This window comes from Corynebacterium faecale (assembly GCF_030408735.1).
GTDB classification, from domain to species: domain Bacteria; phylum Actinomycetota; class Actinomycetes; order Mycobacteriales; family Mycobacteriaceae; genus Corynebacterium; species Corynebacterium faecale.
On sequence record NZ_CP047204.1, the window covers coordinates 1,921,346 to 1,945,057 of the forward strand.

Below are 23,712 nucleotides of genomic sequence, written 5' to 3' on the forward strand. Positions count from 1 at the left end.
CCACCCAGGTCACGTCAGCTGGTGGTTTCCACGGCTCAGCTACCCGCCAGGACCCGGTTGATATCCCGTTCGACCGTCACCCGGTCAAACCCGGGGCGCAGTGCTGCCTGGATCACCAGGGTGGCACCCGGTGTGGACGTGGAGATCCACGACACCTCAGGTAAAGCACCCAGCAGGGCGAAGATCGCCCCGGTCCGGAGTCTGGTCCGCACCTCCACGGTGTCGCCATGCCAGAAGGTGGCGGTGATACCCGGTTCCGGGACGGGCACTTCCGAGTACACCCCGGATTTCAAGGCCTGGAGGAAGGACTGCGGATCGAAATCCTGAGGACCGTTCGCGCGAACATCGAATTCACAGTGCCACAGGCCGTCGACGATCATCCTGCTGTTATCGATCATCCAACCTTTGGCTGCGATGACACTCATGATGTGTCGGAGATCAGTACCGTGCCAGAAGACGGTGGGCACCCCGTGCCTCATCCGCAGTCCGATATCCTGACGGGGAGCAACCATGGGGGCGGTGGGTCGGACGTCGACAAGCCGTCTGCGGGCGCGGGAGCACACCGCACCGAGCGCACGCTGCAGCGTCGGTGTCCACACCCCCGGGCCGGTGGCCCGGGCGTCTGCTTCGGTGAGCACCTCGAGCAGGTTCAGGGTGACCAGGTCAAAACGTACTGCGTCGAGGAGGATATCCAGCGCCTCCTCGGAGTACGGGTCCATCCGTTGGACAATGCGTGCGATGGTGGTGTGTTCCGCGACAAGAGTTTGCACACACGCCCGGTCACGCAGGTTCAGGCCCATCCGGCGGGCGGTTCGTGCCACCATCTCCGCGCCGACCTGTTCATGCGGCCGTGATGTCCCCTTACCGATGTCGTGGTAAAGCGCTCCCAGAAGCAGCAGGTCAGGACGGGCAACCGCGACGGTTTCCAACGCACAGTTGGCCACGGTGTTGAGGCTGTGCTCATCGATGGTGGACACATGGCTGGGTTCCCGGGGCATGAGGCCACGGATGTTATCCCACTCCGGAACAAAACGTGCCCAGAGTCCGTGACGGTCCATCTGTTTGACCACACGCCGTGAGTTCTCCGGACTGGAGAGCGCACGGAAGAAGTCACCGGCAACAGCGGCCGGCCAGGGATCGGGCAGCGTGGGGCACTCTGTGAGTCTTTTCCACGTGGCCTCGGCGACGGGCAGACCTGTCTTGGCCGAGGCTGCGGCCACACGCAGTGGGAGGGCAGGATCGGTGAGGTCTGCATTGCGGGAGAGCCCGATGGTGCCGGAGATATCCACCACGTCCAGGTCTAAGGGGCGCCGCTGGGCGGTGCGGTATCCCAGCCCGGTGCGGCGCGGAAGAAGTCCACGGGCGGTGGCGAGGGCATCATTGAGGGCGTCATCAATGGATCTGGCTGCATCGGCAATCTCCCGGCCCAGATGATAACGGTCGGTGTAGCCCAGATCCAGGGCGACATCAACGGCGAACTCCGGGTCCAGCACATCCCGGGAGCGTCGCGCATGCACATGCAGCAGGGTGCGCACATCAAGCAGGAGCCGGTGCTGCTCATCCAGCCTGGGCAGATCGCAGAGGTTCCCCAGCGCCAACGCGTTGATCAGTTCATAATCGCGCAGCCCTCCCCTGCCATGTTTCAGATCCGGCCGGGTCATGGCCACCACCGGACCCGACCGACGCCACCGGGCGATGGCGGTGTCGGCCACCGCATTGAAATTACGGTGGAGTTCACGGCGCCACTTGGTGATGATGCGGGTGCGTGTGTCGTCGAAAAGCTCCCGGCCCCCGGCAATGAAGCGGAGATCCAGCATGGCCAGCGCCGCTGTGGAATCCGCGGAGATCATCTCCGCGCACTCCGCCGGAGTGCGCACCGCATAATCCAACCGCTTCTTGGCATCCCAGATCGAGTACCAGAGATCCTCCACACCCGGCGGCGTGACGCCGGCGGGATGCAGCAGGATCAGATCAATGTCGGAATAGGGTGTCATCTCCCCGCGGGCGAGCGACCCGGTGGCCGCGAGCGCGGTGCCGGCGGGCAGTATGAGGGATCCGAGCAGTGCCAGGGTTGCGGTCTCGGTGTCGCTCCGGAGTTGGGTGGGATCATTCATGCGATGGGTGGGTCCCTTGTGGAATCAGAGTGCGTCGTTGCCGCGTTCGCCGGTGCGCACGCGGATGAGCTCCTCCACGTGGGTGACCCAGACCTTGCCGTCGCCCATCTTTCCGGTGCGGGCGGTGTTGACAATGACTTCGGTGACCTCGGCGAGCTGATCATCAGCGACGATGACCTCAATTTTGACCTTGGGTACGAAATCCACGGCGTACTCAGCGCCGCGGTATACCTCGGTGTGCCCCTTCTGCTGGCCGAAACCCTGGGTTTCGGTGACGGTCATACCCTGCACGCCCACCTGTTCGAGGGCCTCCTTGACGTCGGTCAACGTGAAGGGCTTGATGATGGCGGTGATCAGTTTCATGTCCTGTGCTCCTGGAGTTCTGATGATGCTTGTCGACGGTGCCTGCCGCCCGCAGGCGGCTACCTACAGGTTGTTAACCTGTGCCGTCCTTCGAATCTAACGAATTTCCGGTCCGGCGGTGTCATAGGCGGATTCTCTGTGTTCGGTGGTGTCAATACCCTGCTGCTCCTTGTCCCCATCGATTCTCCACCCCATCGTCACCTTGAGGATGACGGCGATGATCCCGGTGACCACGGCTGCGAACACCATGGCTACCAGCGCGATGACAATCTGGATGATAAAGAGTTTAAAGCCCTCGGTGCCACCACCGGTGAACCAGCCGGTATCTGTTGCCAACAGGCCCACCCCGATGGTTCCCCACAGGCCCGCCACCAGGTGGACACCCACCACATCCAGTGAGTCATCGAAGCCGAAGCGGTACTTCAGGCCCACGCCCAGGCAGGCCAGTCCACCGCCGATCACACCGAGGATCAGGGAGGTCACGGGAGTCAGGGCACCCGCAGCCGGGGTGATGGTGACCAGGCCGGCGACCACACCGGAAGCTGCGCCCAGAGACGTGGCGTGTCCATCGCGGAGTCGTTCAACGGCCAGCCAGCCCAGCATGGCGGCGGCTGTGGCGGCGGTGGTGTTGATCCAGGCCAGCCCCGCCAGCCCATCAGCGGCGAAGGCGGATCCACCATTGAAACCAAACCACCCGAACCACAGCAGCGCTGCGCCCAGCATGACGAGGGGAAGGTTGTGTGGTCGTGCCGCCACAGTCGGGAAGGTTCTGCGCTTCCCGATGATCAGGGCAAGCACGAGTGCGGCCGTACCCGCGGAGATATGCACCACGGTGCCGCCTGCGAAGTCGATGGGTGCGATGGTGGCCTCACCGTCGGTGACCCCGAAAAGCCATGCCGCGAAACCCACCTCGTTGTGGGCGAGCAGTCCCCCACCCCAGACCATGTGTGCCAGGGGGAAGTAGACGAAGGTGGACCACAGAGCGGTGAAGGTCAGCCAGGTGGAGAACTTCACGCGTTCAGCGAGCGCACCGGAGATCAATGCCGTGGAGATCACGGCGAAGGTGAGCTGGAAGCCGATGTCAATGACATTCGCGTACCCGGAGGCTCCTTCCAGGTAGTTGCCCTGGGCATCGGTGATCGAGTCACGCAGCCCGAGCATCTCGAAGGGATTGGCCACGATCCCGGCCAGCGACTGGGTGCCGTACGACATCGACCAACCCCACAGGATGTACACCACTGAGACCACACCCAGTGTGCCGAAGGACATCATCATCATGTTGAGGACGGATTTCTGGCGGGACATCCCCCCGTAGAACAATGCCAGCGCCGGTGTCATGAGCAGGACCAGTGACGCGGATATGAGCATCCACGACGCATTTCCCGATGTAGCAGCGATCTGTTCAGCGGTCATGTCAGGTGACCTCCTTGAATCTTGGGTCGAGTGTCCGATGGGCGGTTATGCGGAACGTGACAGCACGCCGTTTTTCGCGGTGGGAGAAACCACGGGGTTAGCGCTGGCCAGCGCCGCATATCCTGGTTTAACTATAGATCTATAGAAAGAGTTTCGATAGCTCTACAGAATCCATTTCTGCAGCGCCCACGCCCCTGGGCGTGCCAATTCGATTGCTCAACAGGTATTTATGCCCATATGTGAACTCAGGCACAGGAGGGTAATCCGGGGTTATCCCCTTTTAAGTTTCCCGGCCCTGAACGCTGTGAGACCAGCCGGAACCTGATGGTTTCCGTGGTGCCAGGAAACAGATGTTGGGCTGTGGCCAAAGTGTCGCCCACAGCCCAACATCGGTGATCACCCACCCGGTCTCCCCTACCTTCACCCCACTGCCCCCTTGAGCAGTCACTCCTCCCCGCGCATGAAAGAACCCGGTGGATGACTGGTTATCCGGGAGATATTTCCCCCCTCAACCAGCCCTCCACCGGGTTATAAGCCTGCGGAACCTCTTAACCCAGCAGGGCGTCCACGAAGCCCTCCACCTCGAAGGGAGCGAGGTCATCGGCACCCTCACCGAGGCCGACGAGCTTGACCGGAACACCCAGTTCCTCCTGAACCTGGAACACGATGCCGCCCTTGGCGGTGCCATCCAGCTTGGTCAGAACCACACCGGTGATGTCCACAACATCACGGAAGATCCGCGCCTGCTGCATACCGTTCTGGCCGACGGTGGCATCCAGGACCAGCAGAACCTCATCCACCGGTGCCTTCTTCTCCACCACACGCTTGACCTTGCCCAACTGATCCATCAGGCCGGTTGAGGTGTGCAGGCGGCCCGCGGTGTCAACGAGCACGACATCAGCCTGCTGCTCCACGCCTCTGGCCACAGCATCGAAGGCAACGGAGGCCGGATCGGCTCCCTCGGCGCCGCGGACGGTGGTGGCACCGACGCGACGACCCCAGGTCTCCAGCTGGTCAGCAGCCGCTGCACGGAAGGTGTCAGCTGCACCCAGCAGCACCTTATGCCCCATGGACACCAGGACGCGGGCGAGCTTGCCGGTGGTGGTGGTCTTGCCCGTGCCGTTGACGCCGACTACGAGCACGACCGCTGGTTTGCCTTCATACGGCATGGCCCGGATGGAACGATCAAGGTCGGGACGGCAGGCGTCGATAAGCGTCTGGCGCAGCATCGCGCGCGCCTCAGCCTCGCTGCCCACACCGTGCGCGGCGATCTTGTCGCGCAGCTCATCGACCACACGCATGGTGATGGTGGTTCCCAGGTCCGCCTTGATGAGCATCGCCTCGATGTCCTCCCAGGCATCCTCATCCAGTTCACCGGCGGTGAGGATTCCCAGCACGGACTTGCCGAACACATTCTGCGAGCGTGCCAGACGTCCACGCAGCTTGCCGATACGCCCCGCAGCCGGTGCGATCTCATCCAGTGGCTCGGGTGCCGGCTCAGGGGCCACATCCGGAACCGGGGTCTGTTCGCGGGCAGCCTCAGCGAACTCCGCGGTCACCTGAGCAGCCTCGGCCGCCTCCACAGCCTCGTCCTGCACGGCGTTGGACTCAGCCGGGGTTTCCTCCTCCGGCCCCGCCAGGATTTCGACAGGTTCCTCAACCGGCTCCTCCGGAGCCTCAGCAAGCGCCGCAGCTGCATCCACGGACAATTCCTCCGGCACGGCCTCAGGCTCGACGGCCACATCGTCTGGCTCATCCACGACGACCACCTCTTCCTCGACCACCTCAGGCTCCGGGGTCAGGGCATCCTCCTGGACGGGGAAAGCGTCGGTTTCCTTCTCCTCCGGCTTAGCCTCGACGGGATGATTGACCGGGGTGGTTTCCTCGGTGGCCTCAGACTCAGGCTGCTGAGGCGGCTCCGGGACAACCAGGGGTTCCTTCTCCGGGGCTGGTTCCGGGGTGGGGATCGGCGCAGGGATGATCGGGCTGGGTGCAGTCAGCTTCTGATCATCACGGAGCACCGGTTCCTTCTGCTCATCAGGTTGGGCCGGAGCGAAGTTGAAACCGCCCTGCGCCTGATAGTTACCGGATTTCTCCTGCTGGGTGAGTTGTTTCTTCTCCTCCTCAGCAGGTTTTTCAAAACTAACCGTCTTTGATTCGCCTCGTTTCTTTCCGACAATCAGCACAATGATGATCACCAGAATGAGGAGGGCTACTAGTCCAACAATCCAAAAGGTTGTATCCATGCCCTCTATAGTGGCAGGTTTCCCCTCGGCGCACATCGACAGCCCACGCTTTTCCTGCCGAAGATGCCAAAAACCCCGCATGCAGTGTGCGACCGCATGCGGGGAGATTGAAGCTGGCTGGGGGATTTATCTAGTCCACCAGGCCCGGGTTGGTCACACCGAGCACCATGGCCTCTGCAGAAATCAGGTCACCGGTGACCAGATCCGGAACCAGATCCGCGATCCTGCCCCATCCAGCGGCAGCGCGGTCAAGCGTCCGGGTCTTGCCGATGAGCTCGTGGGCATGCAGACGGGATGACAGGGCGAATACCAGGGACACCACCGGGGTGAGCGCCCACATGTTCTCCGGCTTCTCAGTGTCCACACCGTCGAGCTTGTCAAAACGGATACGGGCCGAGGAATACAGTTGACGCTGTGTACCCCGCATGGCACGGAGCAGGTCAACAGCGGTCTTCATCAGGCCCTCGGCCTGCAGGACCTCGTTGAGCTGTTCCCGCTTCTTGAAGGTTTCGAACACAGCCATCAACCGGGTGTTATCCGCCATGAGGGGACCCGGAACGATATCGGCATTGCTGAAGAACATCTCCAGCAGAGCGGCCTGCTGGGTCTCATTCATGCTGGCGATCGCCACGGTGGACTGGTCCACGCAGGCGGTGTCCAGCGTGGAGTCACGGCCGGTGGCCAGGGTGGAGAGGATATTCCTGCCCGCCACCTCCTCCAACTGCGACAGGATCGGCAACAGCGGGGTTCGGTTGCCCACCTCCTCCGCTTCCCGGAATGCCCCGGGCAGCGCACCAAGCAACTGAAGGGTGCCGATCCACGCGGTCCGGTGAATTTCGGTGGCCGGGGTGTCCGTGGTGAACGGCGAGGCCGCCAGACCGGAGGAAATCACCTTACCGGGCAGGGCATGCGCCGGAACCAGGGATGCGGACAGGCCCTTCAGGGCCGCCGCCGGATGCGCACGCAGGGCAGTGTTCACCACCGGCAGGTGTTCGGTGTTGCCCTGCTCAGACCAGATATGGGACACATCCCACAGCGCCGGGACCACAGCCTCAGATACTGGTGGTTCTTCCACCACTCCACCGAAGAACGCGGACAGCTGCGCGAACTCCTCAGGCTGGTTGGCGTAGAAACCCTCCTGCTCCACGGTCACGGCGGTGATACCGGGTGACAGCGGGGTGAGCAGGGTGGTGAAACGATCCGCGACATGCAGCTGCACCAACAACGGACCGGCACCCACCAGCGATTCGGGCAGCTCGACACGGTCACTGGTCACCGGTACCTCAACGGCACGGATCCACGGCGCGGTGGTCGGCCAGATCCAGGCTCCCAACCTGCGTCCGGCGGCCAACTCATCGAAGACGAGTTCGGAACCCTCGATGGTGATACCGGTGGAATGCTCCACCTTGTCCAGTACCGCGATGGTCACGCTGAGACGACGGTCAGCACGTAGTTCCGTCCAGTCGAATTCGATGGAGCCCCGGGGCACAACGAGGGTACTGGCGGCCACCTCCTTCATGGGCGCGACCCAGGTGCGGCCATTGTCCGGAGTGGTCATCTTGATGGTGCGCAGCGGGGAACCGTGGTGGTTACGCACACTGATCCGGGGATCACCAACATTGACACCGGTGCGGATACGCAGCTCACCACCACCGTCCAGGTCGCGGGGGCGGCACACGGTGCGTGTGACACGCCACATCGGTGGTTCAGTGGTCAGGGGTAGTTCGATGGCGATCTGCGGTGGCACGAACCGGAGGGGCATCTGGTCACCCTCATCGGTGGTCACCACGAAGTTGGCATTAGGTTCGGTGGCTCCGACCCCGACCACGCGTGGCTCAGCCGTGAAATGTTTCTCACCGGAACGCACACGTAGCGTGGCCTCGGACAGGCCAGCGGTGGTGGGGATACGGAAGGAGCTGTCCGCGCCGACCATCTCCAATTCGGTGGTCATGCCCTCCACGATGGCGTATTCGTGGCGGAAGGATTCATTGCGGGGCCCCCGCAGACGGATCAGGTATTCACCGACCCAGGGTGCGTCATAGGCCTCCGGATCAAAGATGTAGAACACGCCACCCTCGGCGGGAACCTCCAGGGGTTCCGGATCCGCGATCTCATCACCGGCGCTGCCCACACCGGCGAAGGCGGAAATGGCGAGCATCCAGGTCTCATCACGGCCACTCAGGGTGGGTGGGAACTCCGCGATCAGGGATTCAGCATGCACAGCCAGGCCCGTGGTGGAACGCACATGCGGGATCAACGCCTGCTGCGGATGGTGGAAGGCCACCCGCCTGCGGGGATCAATGCACCGCACCTCCTTGTTCACCTTCAGGGAGGCCAACCCGCGGGCGTCCACACGGGAACAGGTCCACGAGGACCAACCCTCGACCTCAAACGAGTCGAGCACAGGCACCTTCTCCCCGGTGACAATATCTTCCAGGGTGGATTCAGACGGAGCCAGAACATAGATCTCCTGGTGGTGCAGAGAGACCTTGTCAGTGAGGTTTTCACCCCGCGCAGAGAACACCAGAACCGGATCAGTGAAGTCCACCACCGGAACCACCCAGGTGATCTGGTTGGTGGTGTCCGTGACGGTGGTTTCACGGATCTGACGTTCCACGGTCACATCGAGGGCCTCCGAATATCCGGAGGTATCACCCCAGGCACGTCCCGTGCTGTAGATCCGGGTGGTGCCCTCCAGGCTGACCCGCCAGGAGACCTCACCATCGGTGACCCGCTGTTCGGGGAGACGCAGGCACACCTTGCGGCGTTCTGCATCCAGGATCAGACGGGGACGCAGCTCACGCAGGGCCACACCCACCGAGTTCTCACGATCCGCGGTACCCACCGGACGTTCACGCAGTTCCGCCACGAAGAGCTCATCAACCATGGCAGGGAGGGCGATCTCACGCTCACGATCAGACCAGGAGGTCGGATGGGTTTCAGCGAAGTCACACAGGGCACGGACACCGCCGAGCAGCTCCTCAGCCCACTCCGGGGCCAGCCGCCTGAGGGTATCGAACATGAAGGGGAAGTCCTCGGTGCCGGTTTCCACCTCGGTGAGCACCGGCGCCACCTCCCTGCCGGTGACACCACAGTGCAGCGAAAGTACGGCGATGGGGTCTGCCTCATCGGCTGGAACGGTGAGTCCCACCTTGACCAGGAGTTTTTCCACCTCTGATTCCAGCACTGCGGAATGCTCCGGTTCCAGGCCCAGGCCGCCGAAGTATTCGTCGAAGAAATCCTGTGGATCAACAATGCGGGCGGCACGTGAGACCAGGGTGGCCACGGTGAGTCCCGGGGTCATATCCAGAAGTTCCGCCATATTGGCACCGGCGGCCAGCTGACGCGACAGGAAGGTGCCGTAGAAACGGTCAATGCGCTCGAGTTCATCGCTTCGGAGCTGCGCCTGGGCGAAGTAGTCCACTCCCCTCAGACGCTGGGTCAGTTCCAGCTCCGTCTGTGATGCCCATCCGAGCAAAGAATCATTGAAATCGGCAATGCCACCAGGCATAAATACACTCTCCCCGCGTAACCGCGTCCCGAATTGAAACTGAAATGACTGCGCAGAGGCGCCATTGAAATGCCCTTTCACCTTACCCCACGTCAGGCGGGGTCAACGCGCCGGGAGCAGGCCCCGGATCCTTGGCCCACCAGGTCACGTAACCAAGCCCACAGTCACCAGATGCAGGCCCGTTCAGACACTCTGGCCGAGAGTGTCCAGCGTCATCACATCCGCGGGGGATTCTTCATCCATCACGGGACCACGCACCGGCATATCCCCGGCACGTTCCATGCGCTGGGAGATCACACGGGTCACGCCGTCACCACGCATGGTCACGCCATACAGCACATTGGCCACATCCATGGTGGGCTTCTGGTGGGTGATCACGATGAGCTGGGAGTCCCGGCGCAGCTCCTCAAACAGGGCAATCAGACGACGCAGGTTCACATCATCCAGTGCGGCCTCCACCTCATCCATCACATAGAACGGACTGGGGCGGGCGCGGAAGATGGCCACCAACATGGCCAGTGCGGTCAGTGATTTCTCACCGCCGGACAGCAGGGACAACCGCTTGACCTTCTTGCCCGGTGGGCGGGCCTCCACCTCAATACCCGTGGTGAGCATGTCAGTGGGGTCGGTGAGTAGAAGACGCCCCTCGCCACCCGGGAACAAAGTGTTGAACACCTTCGGGAACTCGCGTTCCACATCCTGCCAGGCATCGGTGAACAGCTGCAGGATCTGGGCATCCACGTCGTCGATCACCCCGTTGAGATCAGTCCTGGCCTGTTCCACGTCATTGACCTGGGTGGACAGGAAATCATAGCGCTCCTCCAGGGCCTTGAACTCCTCCAGCGCCAACGGGTTGACCTTTCCCAGAGAGGCCAGGTCCTTCTCCGCCTGTTTCAGCCTGGCCCGCTGATGCTTCTCGTCAAAATGTTCATCCGGGGTGTAGTCACGGAGCAGATCCGTCACCGGGATACCGAGTTGTTCGGTGATCTTGGCCACCGACTCCTCCATGCGGATCTGTGCCTGCGACCGGGCCAGTTCCATGGCATGGGCGTTGTCACTGAGCCGCCCCAGCTGATGGCGTGCGGCGTTCACGGCATCACGGGCGCGGGCAGCCTGAGCGGTCAGTGAGGCTTTCTCCCGGGCGCGGGCATCACGGTCCGTCGCAGCCTTCACCAGTGCCTCCGAGACCCGTTCCGCAACATCGCGGGCCCCCCGGTGCACGGTGGCAGCCAGTTCCGTGCGTTGCCGCCGCGCCTCCACAGCCTTGTCATGACGCAGTTTCGCCTCCCGCTCATGCTCAGCCTGGCGTCGCAGGCCGTCACCTCTGCCCCGGACCTGCCCAGCGCGCTCCTCCGCGGTGCGCAGGGCGAGACGTGCCTCCATCTCCATGGCGCGGACCTGGGCGAGCGCAGCGGTTGCCGTGTCGCGGTCCTGGGTTGATGGCTCCTCGACCTCGGCATCTTCCTCGACCCGGGAGAGCCGGTCACGGATCTCGGCGAGCTGTGACCGCAGTTCCTCCCGGCGGTTTTCCGCAGCGGTGAGACGTTCCAGGTGCCGTGCGCGTTCCGACTCCACGGCGTGGCGCTGTTTTTCCAGGCGTCCGAGTTCACGGTTCACGTTGTCCAGGGCCAGGTCGAGTTCGCGCAGCGCCGCGGTGTGTGCGGCGACTTCAACACGGGTGTTCTCGGCGGTCAGTCGGGCACCGTCGAAGGTTCCGGCGATATCGTCGAGTGTGCGGGCGGTGGCGGCCAGTTCCTTCCGGGCGGTCTCGATCTGCGCGGTGATCTCCACTGTGGAGGTTCCGGTGCCGAGCTGCACCCACCCGGCGCCCACGAGTACGCCCTCCCTGGTGACCGCCCTCAGGCGTGGATCTCCTGCGACCACCTCGAGTGCGGTGGGGGTGGCGTCGACAAGCACAACGTCCGCGAGCAGCCGGTTGACCGGCGCGGAGACCGTCGCATCCAACACCACGTGGTCAAGCAACCAGGTCACTCCGGCGGGCAGGGTCGCATCAAGGCGCCAGGCACCTCCCGAGCCCTGGCCCTCAACGATGACGGTGCGCGGCACGCCCGCTTCAAGGAGCTTATCGACGACCCCCTCCCCCACCTCGCCCACGAGCGCCTCCGCATGGGCCTCCAGCGCTGCGGACAACGCCGTGTCCACGTCCTTCTCTGCACGGATCAATCCCGCCAACTGTGGGAAGTCCACCACGTCCGCTGCCCTGGAGCGGGGGCGGTTCTGGTTGAGGGTGTCAATGCGCGATTCCAGACGGGAGACATCCCGCTCCAGGCTGCCGCGTTGATCACGGAGTTCCTCCAGGCGGGTCTCTGCCGTCTGCGCCTCTTTCTGTGCCTGCCTGTGGGCGGTTTCCAAGGGTGCGCGTTCAGAGATGATCTCCCTCTGACGCTGGGTGGCCGCACGCTGTTCGCGTTCCACTTCAAGGATGCGTCCGAGAAATTCATCACGATCCCCGCTCAACCGCCGTGCATCATCCTCTGCTGACTGGAACCTGGCACGCAGGGATTCCTCACCGGCCAATAACCGGACCACCCCTTCGCGTCGGTCGGCGATGGCCCGGACCTGCGCCAGGTGTTCACGTTCGGCCTCTTCCGCCTCGGCGGCGCGTGACTCCGCCTCCTCGCGGATGGAGTCGAGTCGGTCCCTGGCCATGTCCACCTGCATCTGCAGATCCTCGAAGTCACGGTCCGCCTGCTCTGCGCGGTACAGCAACTCCTCCGGATCCTGGCCGGCATAGGCGGTGTCCACGGCACCAGAACTCGCGCGGTCCGCACTGATACGCAGGGTGGCGGAGACACGCTCGGCAAGGGAGGAGAGGTCAAACCACAGTTGTTGTGCAGCCTCTGCCAGTGGGGTGACCCCGGCCAGTTCGGTCTCCAACTCAGCCTGGGTGATTGACGCATCCTCGAGTGCCTCTTCAGCGGCTGCCACCTGCTCACGGATCATCTTCTCGCGCTCGGTGGAGGTCTCGAGCTTTTCTGACAACCGGACGATCTCGAAACCGGCGATCTGGAAACGGGCATCCCGGAGATCCGCCTGGACAGTGGCCGCCCGTCTCGCGGCCTCAGCCTGACGGGCCAGTGGTTTAAGTTGCCTGCGCAGCTCCTCGGTCAGATCCATGAGACGATCGAGGTTGACCTGCATCCCCTGGAGTTTGCGCTGGGCCTTCTCCTTTCGGCGGCGGTGTTTGAGTACACCTGCGGCTTCTTCGATATAGGCGCGTCGTTCCTCCGGGCGGGATTCCAGGATGTCAGCGAGTTTCCCCTGCCCCACCATGATGTGCATTTCCCGGCCGATACCCGAATCCGACAACAACTCCTGGATATCCATGAGCCGGGCCCTGGAACCATTGATCTCATATTCGCTGGCACCGTCACGGAACATCCTACGGGTGACGGACACTTCCGTGTATTCGATGGGCAGTGCACCATCGGTGTTGTCGATGGTGAGGGTGACTTCTGCACGGCCCAGTGGTTTACGGTCACCGGCGCCGGCGAAAATGACATCCTCCATCTTGCCGCCACGCAGGGTTTTCGCTGAACCCTCCCCCATGACCCAGGCGAGTGCATCAACAACATTGGACTTGCCGGAGCCATTGGGACCCACCACGGCGCAGATGCCTGGTTCGAATTTCAGGGTCGTCGCAGATGCGAAGGACTTAAACCCTTTGAGCGTCAACGATTTCAGATACATATCGGCTTCAAAGTCTAGCGTTCAACAAAGCCCTCCAGTCCACGCGGCTCGCCCCACTGATCGATCACCGTGGAAACTTTTCCTACCCGGTTATGGTGGCTGGGTTTTTCCTTGAGTCGGGTGAGCAGTTCCTGGCACCGGTCCTCGGGGCCCTCTGCAACCACACAGACGCGGCCATCATCAAGGTTGGTGGCAGAACCGGTCAATCCCAGTGCCAAAGCCTGGGATCGGGTCCACCACCGGAAACCCACGCCCTGGACATGGCCGTGGACAAAAGCGGTGAGACGGGTCTGGTCAGTCATGATGAAGCCTTTCACGTGTGCTCTCTGAAATACCCCCGATTCTATGGCGTATCAACGGGTGTGGGACGAACTCATCTCCCTCGGAGAAGCTTCGGGGCGATCATCTTCAATCGGGGGGCTTCTGGTTCCTCTGGCTCTTCTGGGATAACGCCTGGTTCTAACCTATTGTCCGTCATATACTTGAGCGCCTTCTCCACTGCTGCGAGTTTGCGCTTCAGTTCAATCACGGTGGGGGCCTGCTCATCAGAGAACTCATCAACGCGTTCCTTCTCACGGCGTAGTTTCCTCTCCGTCTGTGTGAGATCACTCCAGATCGTGGGATCCTGTTCCAGTTGTTGCAGTTGCAGGAGAATGACGATGGCCAGCTGATATTCCACCACCGCCTCCATGGACTCCGCAGAGGTGCTCGGGCTCAACATCCCCACGGCAATGCTCCCGCCACCAGCAGACACCAGTGTGCCCGCAGTCAGCAGGCCACCGACCATTCCGCCCGGCCCGAAACTGGCCAGCGCACTGGTGATCACAGCAGCACCTGTCAGACCCGGGGCCGCAGCCAAAGCAAGGCCACCGCTCGCAGCCACGATGGCCACCGCGCCGGCCCCTAATGCTCCCCACTTGACCCACTGCCTGCGGTTACCTGGTGAAAGTACCTTATTGGCAGTTTTCAGTGCGCTGAACACGTGGTCACCGAATTGGCTTCCCAACCCCATTTCCGCCGTGAGATCCTTCAGGGCCCGCAAGCGGACCTCCTCTTTGATGGTGATCTCAAAAGGGCGGATCAGGTTCTCGGTAGCCAACGCGAGAATACGTGGAACAGCCTCCTCCCCGGACAGATACCGGTTGGGGCGGGGTTCAGGTACTTCCGCATGGGGATCAAGGAAATCAAACTCCAGGGACAAAATGTCCCCCGGGATGGGTCTATTCCCCTCATGACTCCTGACTTTGAGGTCCGAAATGAGTCCTGCTTGAACCTGTCGCAGTGCGCCCGAATAACGGTTCAGCTCATCTCCCTTCAGCTGGTGTTTGATCAGGTGGGAATAGCGCAGGGCCTGGACAGCCAGCAGCTCAGGCTCATCGAGTGCGATATCCACTCCCTTCTCAGCAACCACAATCTCCTTGGAACGCGACCCGAACAGACCAAACCCAATAGCTTCAGCCACCGATTTATTAGCAAGGTACTGAGCGGCAGAATGCGCCGCGCCGGGGGCCGGTGAGGTGTGGATGAGAAAATCCAGCATCCACGGAAACGCCGAGGACACCCCGCGTTTGGCGGCCACCGGGTCGGTGCCACTCCAAAAATTCACCCACCAGTCCAGATTCCCGGGTGGTTCCTGCAAGACATCCTTCAACTTATCCACGTTGAAATTGCCATTGGCCAGGGGACTACCGATCGTCACCAGCCCCACGACCTGAACCTCCTCAGGAAGACGCCTGAGAAGGTCCGCAGCGATCACCGAGCCCAGACTGTGGCCCACGATAACCACGGAGCCGGACTGCGGTATCTGCTGCAGGATGCAGCTGAGTACCTGAGCCCGGACATGTGGTTTGGAGAGGTAGTTGCGGGCCTGACGAAACCAGGGCAGACCGACCGCGAAATCCACCACGGCGTTGGTGAGGGCTCCACCGCCACCCCTGTTGTGTCGCCCCAGCCGGTACTCCATGGCTGAAATGCTCTGCTCAAATTCCCTCCGTTTGATCTTTGCCACGTCGCGGGAGGGGTTTTTGATGGTGATCTCAGGGAGTGTGACGCCTTCATCGGCGTCAAACAACACATCGCTGTACTTCGGCGACAGGGTCTCCGCCTCGTCGAGGGCGGGGAAGCCGATACCTACGAGAGTCTCCGACAGGCGGGTTCGCCAGTTGTCCTGAAGATCTCCCGTCCCCACACCATGCAGGAACAGGAGAACCGTTTGTTCAGCCACGAAAAGCCTTCCATTCAGAGTTCGATCAGGGGAGGAAAAGTACCTTCAAGCATATTTGACGGCATGGAAACACCATGGGCGCTTTCCACCCATGGTAAAAAGCCCCCCTGGTGAAAAGCAGAGTGCCGAGGGAATTTATATCCTCCGGTACTCTGCTCCATTGACCAGCCGGTTGACTAGTCGGTTATTGAGGTTTTCTGACGGTGATGGGGTCGGACCCGTCCCAGCATTCCATCCCCTCCCAGCCACGGAGCCCTCTGATCTCCTCATCATCGCGGTGGAATACCGGATCCAGGCCCAGCTTGCGCTGACGGGCGAAATTACGCAGGACAGCCAGTGCCACTCCGGTCAATGGCACCACAGCCACGAGGTTGGTGATGGCCATCAGACCAGAAAATACATCCGCCAGTGCCCAGACCAGTGGCACGGAACCAATGGCGCCACCCAGGACACACAGGGTGACCAGGACCCGGAAGCCCTGCAGGTAGGCGCGGTTGTTGGTCAGGAACTCGATGTTGGATTCCCCGTAGTAGTAGTTACCGATGACGGAGGAGAACGCCAGGAAGATGATCACCACGGTCAAAAAGTGGATGCCCCACTCACCCACCGAGCTGGCCAGTGCGTTCTGGGTGAGTTCCATGCCGCCGTCGGACTCATACAGGTCGGGCTTGGCCAACAAGATGATGAAGGCGGTGATGGAACAGACCACCAGGGTGTCAAAATACACGCCCAGGGTTTGAATCAGGCCCTGCTTGGCAGGGTGGGAGACCGATGCGGTGGCGGCAGCATTCGGGACAGAACCCATACCGGCCTCATTGGAGAACAGTCCACGGCGGACACCCTGCATGATCACCGCACCGAGGGTGGCACCGGCGAACTCACGGATACCGAAGGCATGGGTGACGATCGAGGTGAGCATGGCCGGCACCTCACCGATATTGATGACCACCACGATCAGACCGATCGCGATATAGAGAACCGCCATGACGGGGACAATGACCTGGGTGACACTGGCGATGCGCTGAACACCGCCGAAGACAATCACCGCGGTCAGTGCCGCCAGCACCAGGCCGACGATCCACTTGGCCATCATGCCGTCAGTGCTGAAGGAGTTGGTTACCGCAGCGGAGATGGAGTTGGCCTGTACCGCGTTGAATACGAAGCCATAGGTCACAGAGATAAGGATGGCGAAGATGACCGCCAGCCACCTCCAGTTGAGAGCCTTGGTCATGTAGTAGGCCGGGCCACCCCGATAGGAGTCCTTGTCCCGGACCTTGTACACCTGTGCCAGGGTTGACTCCACAAAACTGGTGGCGCCCCCGATGATGGCGATCATCCACATCCAGAACACTGCACCCGGTCCACCCACGGCCACAGCAATGGCCACACCGGCAACGTTTCCGGTGCCCACGCGCGAGGCGGCGGAGATGGTGAAGGCTTTGAAGGCCGAGATGCCTTTTTGCCCCTCGGAGATGTCGGAGGGTTTCTCCACGATTGCTTTGAACATGTCCGGTATGTATCTGATCTGCACCAGAAGGGTGGTGGCGCAGAACCAGATGCCCGAACCGACCAGCACGACGATAACGACCAGCCAGAGTTTGTCATTTACTGCGGTAACAGCATTGAGTACGGATTCCATACGGAAAACCTACCGTATCAACGCAGTGAGTTAAAACACTTTCTGGCATCGATTGCAGAAGTGGCTTCCCCGGTTCATGAATGTTTCACGAGTGATCGGGTTTGCGCAGCGTGCACACGGTTTCCCCGTCTGCCCATAGGCATTGAGGGACAGGGAGAAATATCCGGAGTTGCCGTTGACGTTGACATAGAGTGCATCAAAACTCGTCCCGCCCTGATCCAAGGCCCGGAGCATCACCTCACGGCCGGTTTCCAGCAGTGCCGTCAACCGCTTCAGCGATACTCTGGAAGCCTGCTGCCGTGGATGGATCCCCGCCTCCCACAGCATTTCATCGGCGTAGATATTTCCGATTCCGGAGACAATCTCCTGGTTGAGCAGGAGGCGTTTGATTTCTGTGTTCTTGCTTTTGAGGGTGGCTGCGAGTGCGGGTATGTCAATACCCTCTTCGAGCAGATCCGGGGCGATGTGCGAAAGCCTGGCAGGGACACCGTCGACAAGCTCACCGAGCCACCAGTACCCGAAGGTTCGCTGGTCAACGAACCAGACCTCATTGGCGTCGTCAAGCTCAATCCGCGCGCGCAGGTGCCGGTTGGGCTCCGCGTCGGGGGACTTGACCAGCATCTGTCCACTCATGCCAAGGTGGACCAGCAGCGCCAATCCCGTCGGGGTGGCGTCGGTGGGCTCATCGAGTTCCAGCCACAGAAATTTTCCCCGCCGCCGGGCCGCACTGACCTTCAAGCCGGTGAGATTAGCCTCGATCTCCCGCCCGCCGCCGACCTGGTTCCTGGCGGCACGTGGATAGAGCACGGAGGCGCTCACGATGGTGCGCCCCACCAGGTGGCTGTCCAATCCGAGACGGACAACCTCAACTTCAGGGAGTTCCGGCACGTTTCTCCTTGAGCTTCAGGAACGCCTGTCGGGCGGCCTCCTGCTCAGCCAATTTCTTATTGGGGCCCACTCCCCTGCCCATTTCATCACCCTCAAGGGTCACGCTCGCGGTGAACACCAGATCATGGTCTGGCCCCACCGAGGTGGAGACATACTCCGCCATCGGCTTCTTCCGATGCGCAAGTTCTTCCTGAAGGGTGGTTTTCCAGTCCTGGTGGATACCCTTCGCGGATGCATGGTTGATCTTGTGATGGAACAGACGCAACACCACATCGCGGGCGACCTCGAAACCATGCTGGCGGAAAATAGCGCCCAGGAGGGCTTCGGTGGTATCGGCGAGGATGGATTCCTTGCTGCGTCCATCGGTGAGCAGTTCGCCCTTACCCAGGAGAATGAACTCACCCAGACCAATATCACGTGCGATATCAGCCAGCCCATAACGACTGACGATGGAAGCACGCATCTTGGAGATATCCGACTCAGGGCTGCTGGTGTAGAGCTCATAGAGCCGGTTGGCCACGGAGAGACCGAGCACGGCATCACCCAGGAACTCCAGGCGCTCGTTGTTGGGGAGCATCCCGTTCTCATTGGCGAAAGACCGGTGGGTTAATGCCAGGATGAGAAGATCACGTTTGATCTCCACGCCGAGGCGCTCCAGAAGAAGAGAATGGTCAACCGCCTCAAATGCCTCTTCCAGGGCATCAACACCGGTCAGACGGCTTCTTTTCCTGCTCACAGGAACTTCTCCAGGCCTGCCCAACGCGGATCAACCGGGTCGTCGCCGTCTTCGGCCCTGCCCGCTGCGTCCACCGTGCCATCCGGTGCGGGGACATCACTGTCATCACAGGAATCGAATCCGAGTTCAGTACACAATGGGTTGAACGGCAGGTTCAGACCCGCTGCGTCAATGACGGACTGCAGGAGATCCACCGAATCCTGGTGGACCTGTGGCAGCTCGTCCTCGTCCTCGGCCAGTTCACCTGTGATGAAATCATCATCGACTGCGAACACCTCGGAGATATTGAGGCTGGTGTGCGGGGTGAGCTCACGCAGGCACCGCGAACACTGACCCAGGAGCTGGGCCTGGATGGTTGCCTGCACGGAGATTCCTCCACCGAGCGGAATGAAATGGGCGTCTACATCGACGGTGCCGCCCTCGGGGATAGCGATCATCTCAGGACCGATACGCGCCGGGCTGGGGCCTGACTGCTGGATGTTTTCTGGGATACCGCTACCGCGCAGCAGCGCTGCGACATCAAATACAAAAGGAGATTTCATGACCTGGGTGATCCTACCCGCACCCCGGGACACCGACTGCATCGCGGTGAGCTGACCTGCCAGGCGGGAAGCCTGCGGCCCGTTGCGTGGGGTCTGCTAGAAGTGGGTGGCTGATTGTGTTTTAAGAGTGGCTGGGGGTGGCGTCAGGTGGCTCAGTAGTCCCGCTCGTAGGATCGGGGCTCGCGGTCGTACTCGCGTTCATAGTCGCGGCCTGCGGTTTCCCGGGAGTCACGGGCATCGCGTGGCTCGCGTGGCTCACGTGCGGGGCCGGTTGCTCCGGCACCGCGGCGCAGTGCTGTGCGGTCCGCGGAGACACTCCGCAGGGTGGTGGACAGGGAGGTCTCGAACTCGGCAAGTTTGGAATCGACGTACTCGTCACATTCATTGCGCAGCTTGTTGGAATCGGCGTGGGCGCCATCGACAATCCGGTGGGCTTCCTCATTCGCGCGGCGGACCACTTCCGCTTCACTGATCAGCCGCTCCTGCTCAGCCTGCCCCTCGGCGACGGCACGGCGATAGGAATCATTGCCGGAAGCGACAAGGCGATCACATTCTGCCTGGGCACGTTCGGTGAGTGCATCCGCCTCACGTCGTGCATCGGTGACGGTGCGATCAGCGGTGTCATTGGCTTTCGCCACCACGGAATTGGCGTGGTTGGTGGCATCCTCGACCATGGCATCCGACTCATCGGTGGCCCGCTGGAGCAGATCCCGGGATTCTATCTCGGCATCCTCGAGGATCGCGCGCGCACGTTCTTCCGCCTCACGGATCAGGCCGTCACGATGATCGAGTACATCCTGAGCGTCATCGAGTTCGGTGGGCAGTGCGTCACGCAGGTCATCCAAGAGTACGAGCATGTCCTGGCGTGGAACCACGCAGTTGGAGGTCATGGGGACGCCATAGGCGCGCTCGACGTTATGGACTAGTGCATCAAGTGCCTCGAAGACTTTGTACATGGCTTTAACACTACCCAGAATCCCGGGGCCCGTGCGTGCCCAACGCCGATCAGTGGCTGTGAATGCACCAATATTCCTGAAGGTTTCCTGCCAGCTGGGTCCGTGTCCACCCCACCGGCTAACCTGATCGGGGCAAGCTCTTCTTTGTGAAAGGATGTGCGCATTGTGCGTTCACTTCTGAGGGACTTCCCCCGGGTCGGCTGGATACTCACCGCCCTGATCACGATCCGCACCGCAGTGATGGCGTTGATGATTCTGGGGTTCGGTGGTGTCATTGACGCACAGCTAAACGATTCTCCCGCTGGTGGCGTCCTCGCTCTGACCAGCATCTCCGCTCTGCTGGCAGGTGCCCTCCTGAGTGTGGAAAACATCCTGCCGGGGAGGCTCCGTGCGCGACAGGAGGCGCAGTGGCGGGAGCGTCTGGCTCGGGCCAGCCTGTCGCTGGGTCCGGATACATCACGCGATGATGCCCAGGTGATCACCGAAGCCACCGATGCCACCGCCAAGGCGTCCACGTATACGGTGCTCTTCCTCGGCCCCTACTTCGCTGCCCTGATCGCACCGATGGTGGTGCTGCTGGTCTTGGGCGGGGCCGTGTCGTGGCCGATCGCCGCCGCGTTGTCCGTGGGCATGCTCATCATCCCGGTGATCCTGGGCTGGGCCACTCGCACGCTGCGTGGTGCAGGGGCCGGGTACGGCAGGGCTTCCGGCCAGTTGGCCGGTGTGTTCCTGGAATCGGTGCGCACGTTGGGCACCACCATGATCCTCAATGCCACCGGTGACCGACGCGCCCGGATTCGCACGATGGCCGAACGCATGCGTGCCCAGGTCATGGGTCTGCTGTATCGCAACCAGTTGATGATCCTGGTCACCGATGGTGCTTTCGGGCTCGCCACCACTGCGGTAGCTGCCGTCATGGCTCTCTACGGCCTTGGTACCGGCACGCTCGGCATCGGTGAGGCCATCTCCGTGGTGTTGCTGGCTCGCCTCCTCATCGATCCGGTCAACCGCATGGGTCGGACGTTCTACACCGGCGCTGCGGGGAAGGCTTCTCTCGCCACCATTCGCTCCGCGTTGAACAATCCGGTTGTTGCTCCCACGGGTAACCCGGAGGGTGTACTCCGAGACGGCGCAGTCGACGTAGAAAACCTCACCGTCACGCGCGGTGGTCACACCGTGATCGACGATGTCTCCTTTGGCCTTCCCCAGGGCGCCCACCTGGCTATCGTCGGCCCCAGTGGAGCCGGCAAGTCCTCACTGGCCCTGGCGCTGGCCGGTCTCCAGGGATCCACCGGACGCATCCGCATCGGAGGCACCGTCTGCACCGCCGGTGATCTGCGCAGTTCAGTGGCCTTTGTCCCGCAGTCTGCGACGTTGTTCTCGGGCACGCTCGCCAGCAATCTGGACCTGGCTGGTCGGGGTGTGGATGCCACCCGCACAGGACAGATCCTGGAACATGCACACCTGCCGATGGACCTGAAGATCGGTGAAACCGGACGCGGAGTCTCCGGTGGTCAGGCGGCACGCATCTCCGTGGCCCGCGGCCTGGTCAAGGGGGCAAGCCTGATTGTCCTGGATGAGGCGACCGCCAATCTGGATACCGACAACGCCGCATTATTGCGGTCAACCGCACGGAGCACCGGCATCTCCCTGATCGAAATCACCCACCGACCAGCAGAGGCACTCGACGCCGATCTGGTGATGGTTCTGGACAACGGCGGGGTCAAGGCATTCGGCCCGCCCGCGGATGTGGCTGCTCAGGGCGGCTTCTTCACCCGAATCCTGGAGGAGGAACAATGATCAACAGACTGCTCCGAACCGCCATTCCTGTACGAAGCACGCTCATCGCATCCGCGATGTTGCGTTTGCTCAGCCAGCTGGGGACCGCAGGTCTCATTCTCGTACCCGCCTGGGTGTTTGCCACTGACGCAGAGATCTCCCTGCTGGCACTCGGGGCCATCATGTCCATCCTGGCGCTTCTCGCGGCAGTGAGCCGCTGGGGCGAGCAGGTATGCGGCCACCGAGCCGCGTTCACTCTGCTTGCCCGCATGCGCGTCGAGCTTTACGACGCCCTGGTCCGTCAAGGTACCCCACGCGTCAGGTCAGGTAGCGGTGCCGTTCTAGCTGTGGCCACCCGGGACATCAATGCGATCGAGGTGTTCTTCGCCCACACGATCGGCCCCGCGGTCACGGCGGCGATACTGAGCGTCATGGCCACGGTGACCCTGTTTCTCCTGGATCCCATGGCCGGCCTCATCGGATGCGTGGGCATCATCATCGGGTGGGTGATCCCGGTTGCCGGGCGGGCTCCATCGGGGCCGGGAGAAGCCTCTTTGCGCAGTTCAATCTCACAGCATCTGTCCGAGGATGCCGCGGGCCGCCTGGAGATCCGCTCACACCGTGCGGAAGACAACCGGCTGCGGCAGTTGACCTCGCTCGAAAAAGGGTTGGATCAGGCGGTCACAGCGCAGGGGGTGCGGGTGGGCATCCGACAGGGAGTGGCCCTGGTGTGGCCGTGGATCACGGCAACACTCATCCTGGTGGCCACCGCTGATGTCGTGGCGGCGATCCTGGTTCTCGCCGTGGCACCGGCACTGGATGCCGTGGAGGGTTTCGCCAGGACCCTTCCCACCGCGCTGGGCAGTGCACAGCGTTTCTACGCGATCCTCGACGCTCCGGTGACCATCCCGGATACTCCCACACCCGTGGCACTCCCCGATGGCCCACTCGACATCGTCTGGGACAACGTAACCCTCGGATTCGGGCAACCGCTGCTGGAGAAGTTCACCACCACCGTGGCCGCAGGAGAACACGTTGGACTGGTGGGACCGAGTGGCCGCGGTAAATCCACCCTGGCCAGCACCCTGGTCCGTCTCCTCGACGTGGACGATGGGCAGGTCCTCCTCGGAGGAGTCGAGGTCAGGGACGTCTCCCTGGAACAGCTGCGAGACGCGGTCTGTTTCGTGGAGCAGACCTCCACGCTGTTCCGTGGCACGGTGTTGGACAATCTCCGGGTGGGTAATACCTCGCTCACCGAGGATGAGGCCATGCGGGCCATGAGGGCGGCCTCCATCGGCGATGTGGGACTGGATACCGATTCGGTAGCACTGTCCGGCGGACAACGTCAGCGTGTGTGCCTCGCCCGTGCACTGGCGCGACGCCCGCGCGTCCTGATCCTGGATGAGGCCACCAGCCACCAGGATGCCCTCAACCAGGCCGAACTATCCAAAACGCTGTCTGCATTGGAAGATACCACCGTGATCATCATTGCCCATCGCCGAGCTGCGCTGGCTGGAGTGGATCGCGTGATCGAATTGGCCTGAGACCTGCAAGCACGAAAAACCCAACAGCGCCGCTTCCCCACTGGGG

15 protein-coding genes are annotated in these 23,712 nt (G+C 62.1%); 2 read left to right on the forward strand and 13 right to left on the reverse strand.

Annotation, left to right across the window (positions count from 1 at the left end; translation table 11 throughout):
- Positions 1 to 35: 35 nt before the first annotated feature.
- The 13 genes from CFAEC_RS08800 to CFAEC_RS08860 all read right to left on the reverse strand — a co-directional run bounded on the left by CFAEC_RS08800 (position 36) and on the right by CFAEC_RS08860 (position 20,343).
- Positions 36 to 2,114, reverse strand: coding sequence for a [protein-PII] uridylyltransferase (locus CFAEC_RS08800; RefSeq protein ID WP_290276069.1), 2,079 nt, complete (start codon positions 2,112 to 2,114; stop codon positions 36 to 38).
- 24 nt (positions 2,115 to 2,138) lie between these two features.
- On the reverse strand, positions 2,139 to 2,477 hold the full coding sequence (gene glnK / locus CFAEC_RS08805; RefSeq protein ID WP_290276071.1) for a P-II family nitrogen regulator GlnK: 339 nt from the start codon (positions 2,475 to 2,477) through the stop codon (positions 2,139 to 2,141).
- Between the two features lie 96 nt (positions 2,478 to 2,573).
- Entirely contained in the window at positions 2,574 to 3,890 is a 1,317-nt protein-coding gene (locus CFAEC_RS08810) for an ammonium transporter (RefSeq protein ID WP_290276074.1), read from the reverse strand.
- A gap of 548 nt (positions 3,891 to 4,438) precedes the next feature.
- Positions 4,439 to 6,136, reverse strand: coding sequence for a signal recognition particle-docking protein FtsY (gene ftsY / locus CFAEC_RS08815; RefSeq protein WP_290276076.1), 1,698 nt, complete (start codon positions 6,134 to 6,136; stop codon positions 4,439 to 4,441).
- Between the two features lie 130 nt (positions 6,137 to 6,266).
- Positions 6,267 to 9,647, reverse strand: coding sequence for a hypothetical protein (locus CFAEC_RS08820; protein ID WP_290276078.1), 3,381 nt, complete (start codon positions 9,645 to 9,647; stop codon positions 6,267 to 6,269).
- A 183-nt stretch (positions 9,648 to 9,830) separates the two neighbouring features.
- The gene (gene smc / locus CFAEC_RS08825) at positions 9,831 to 13,358 is read right to left on the reverse strand and encodes a chromosome segregation protein SMC (RefSeq protein ID WP_290276080.1); all 3,528 of its coding nucleotides are present in this window, start codon (positions 13,356 to 13,358) and stop codon (positions 9,831 to 9,833) included.
- 14 nt (positions 13,359 to 13,372) lie between these two features.
- Positions 13,373 to 13,660: an acylphosphatase gene (locus CFAEC_RS08830; RefSeq protein ID WP_290276082.1), complete on the reverse strand. Its 288-nt coding sequence runs from the start codon at positions 13,658 to 13,660 to the stop codon at positions 13,373 to 13,375.
- Positions 13,661 to 13,731: 71 nt separating this feature from the next.
- Positions 13,732 to 15,582 (reverse strand): lipase family protein, encoded by a 1,851-nt coding sequence (locus tag CFAEC_RS08835; protein ID WP_290276084.1) that lies wholly within the window; start codon positions 15,580 to 15,582, stop codon positions 13,732 to 13,734.
- A gap of 184 nt (positions 15,583 to 15,766) precedes the next feature.
- A complete protein-coding gene (locus CFAEC_RS08840; protein ID WP_290276086.1) occupies positions 15,767 to 17,221 on the reverse strand; it encodes an alanine/glycine:cation symporter family protein in 1,455 nt (484 codons plus the stop codon).
- A gap of 30 nt (positions 17,222 to 17,251) precedes the next feature.
- Complete coding sequence (gene mutM, locus CFAEC_RS08845; RefSeq protein WP_290276088.1) at positions 17,252 to 18,109, reverse strand: bifunctional DNA-formamidopyrimidine glycosylase/DNA-(apurinic or apyrimidinic site) lyase; 858 nt, start codon at positions 18,107 to 18,109, stop codon at positions 17,252 to 17,254.
- Positions 18,093 to 18,845: a ribonuclease III gene (rnc, locus tag CFAEC_RS08850; protein ID WP_290276090.1), complete on the reverse strand. Its 753-nt coding sequence runs from the start codon at positions 18,843 to 18,845 to the stop codon at positions 18,093 to 18,095. Before rnc ends, mutM begins: the two co-directional genes overlap by 17 nt.
- Positions 18,842 to 19,387, reverse strand: coding sequence for a YceD family protein (locus CFAEC_RS08855; RefSeq protein ID WP_290276092.1), 546 nt, complete (start codon positions 19,385 to 19,387; stop codon positions 18,842 to 18,844). Before CFAEC_RS08855 ends, rnc begins: the two co-directional genes overlap by 4 nt.
- A gap of 152 nt (positions 19,388 to 19,539) precedes the next feature.
- A complete protein-coding gene (locus tag CFAEC_RS08860) occupies positions 19,540 to 20,343 on the reverse strand; it encodes a DivIVA domain-containing protein (RefSeq protein WP_290276094.1) in 804 nt (267 codons plus the stop codon).
- Between the two features lie 165 nt (positions 20,344 to 20,508).
- Between CFAEC_RS08860 and CFAEC_RS08865 the strand changes: the two genes are divergently transcribed.
- Together CFAEC_RS08865 and CFAEC_RS08870 are read left to right on the forward strand one after the other, a co-directional pair.
- Positions 20,509 to 22,143, forward strand: coding sequence for an ATP-binding cassette domain-containing protein (locus CFAEC_RS08865; RefSeq protein WP_290276097.1), 1,635 nt, complete (start codon positions 20,509 to 20,511; stop codon positions 22,141 to 22,143).
- Positions 22,140 to 23,666 (forward strand): ABC transporter ATP-binding protein, encoded by a 1,527-nt coding sequence (locus tag CFAEC_RS08870; RefSeq protein WP_290276098.1) that lies wholly within the window; start codon positions 22,140 to 22,142, stop codon positions 23,664 to 23,666. Before CFAEC_RS08865 ends, CFAEC_RS08870 begins: the two co-directional genes overlap by 4 nt.
- Positions 23,667 to 23,712: the final 46 nt, after the last annotated feature.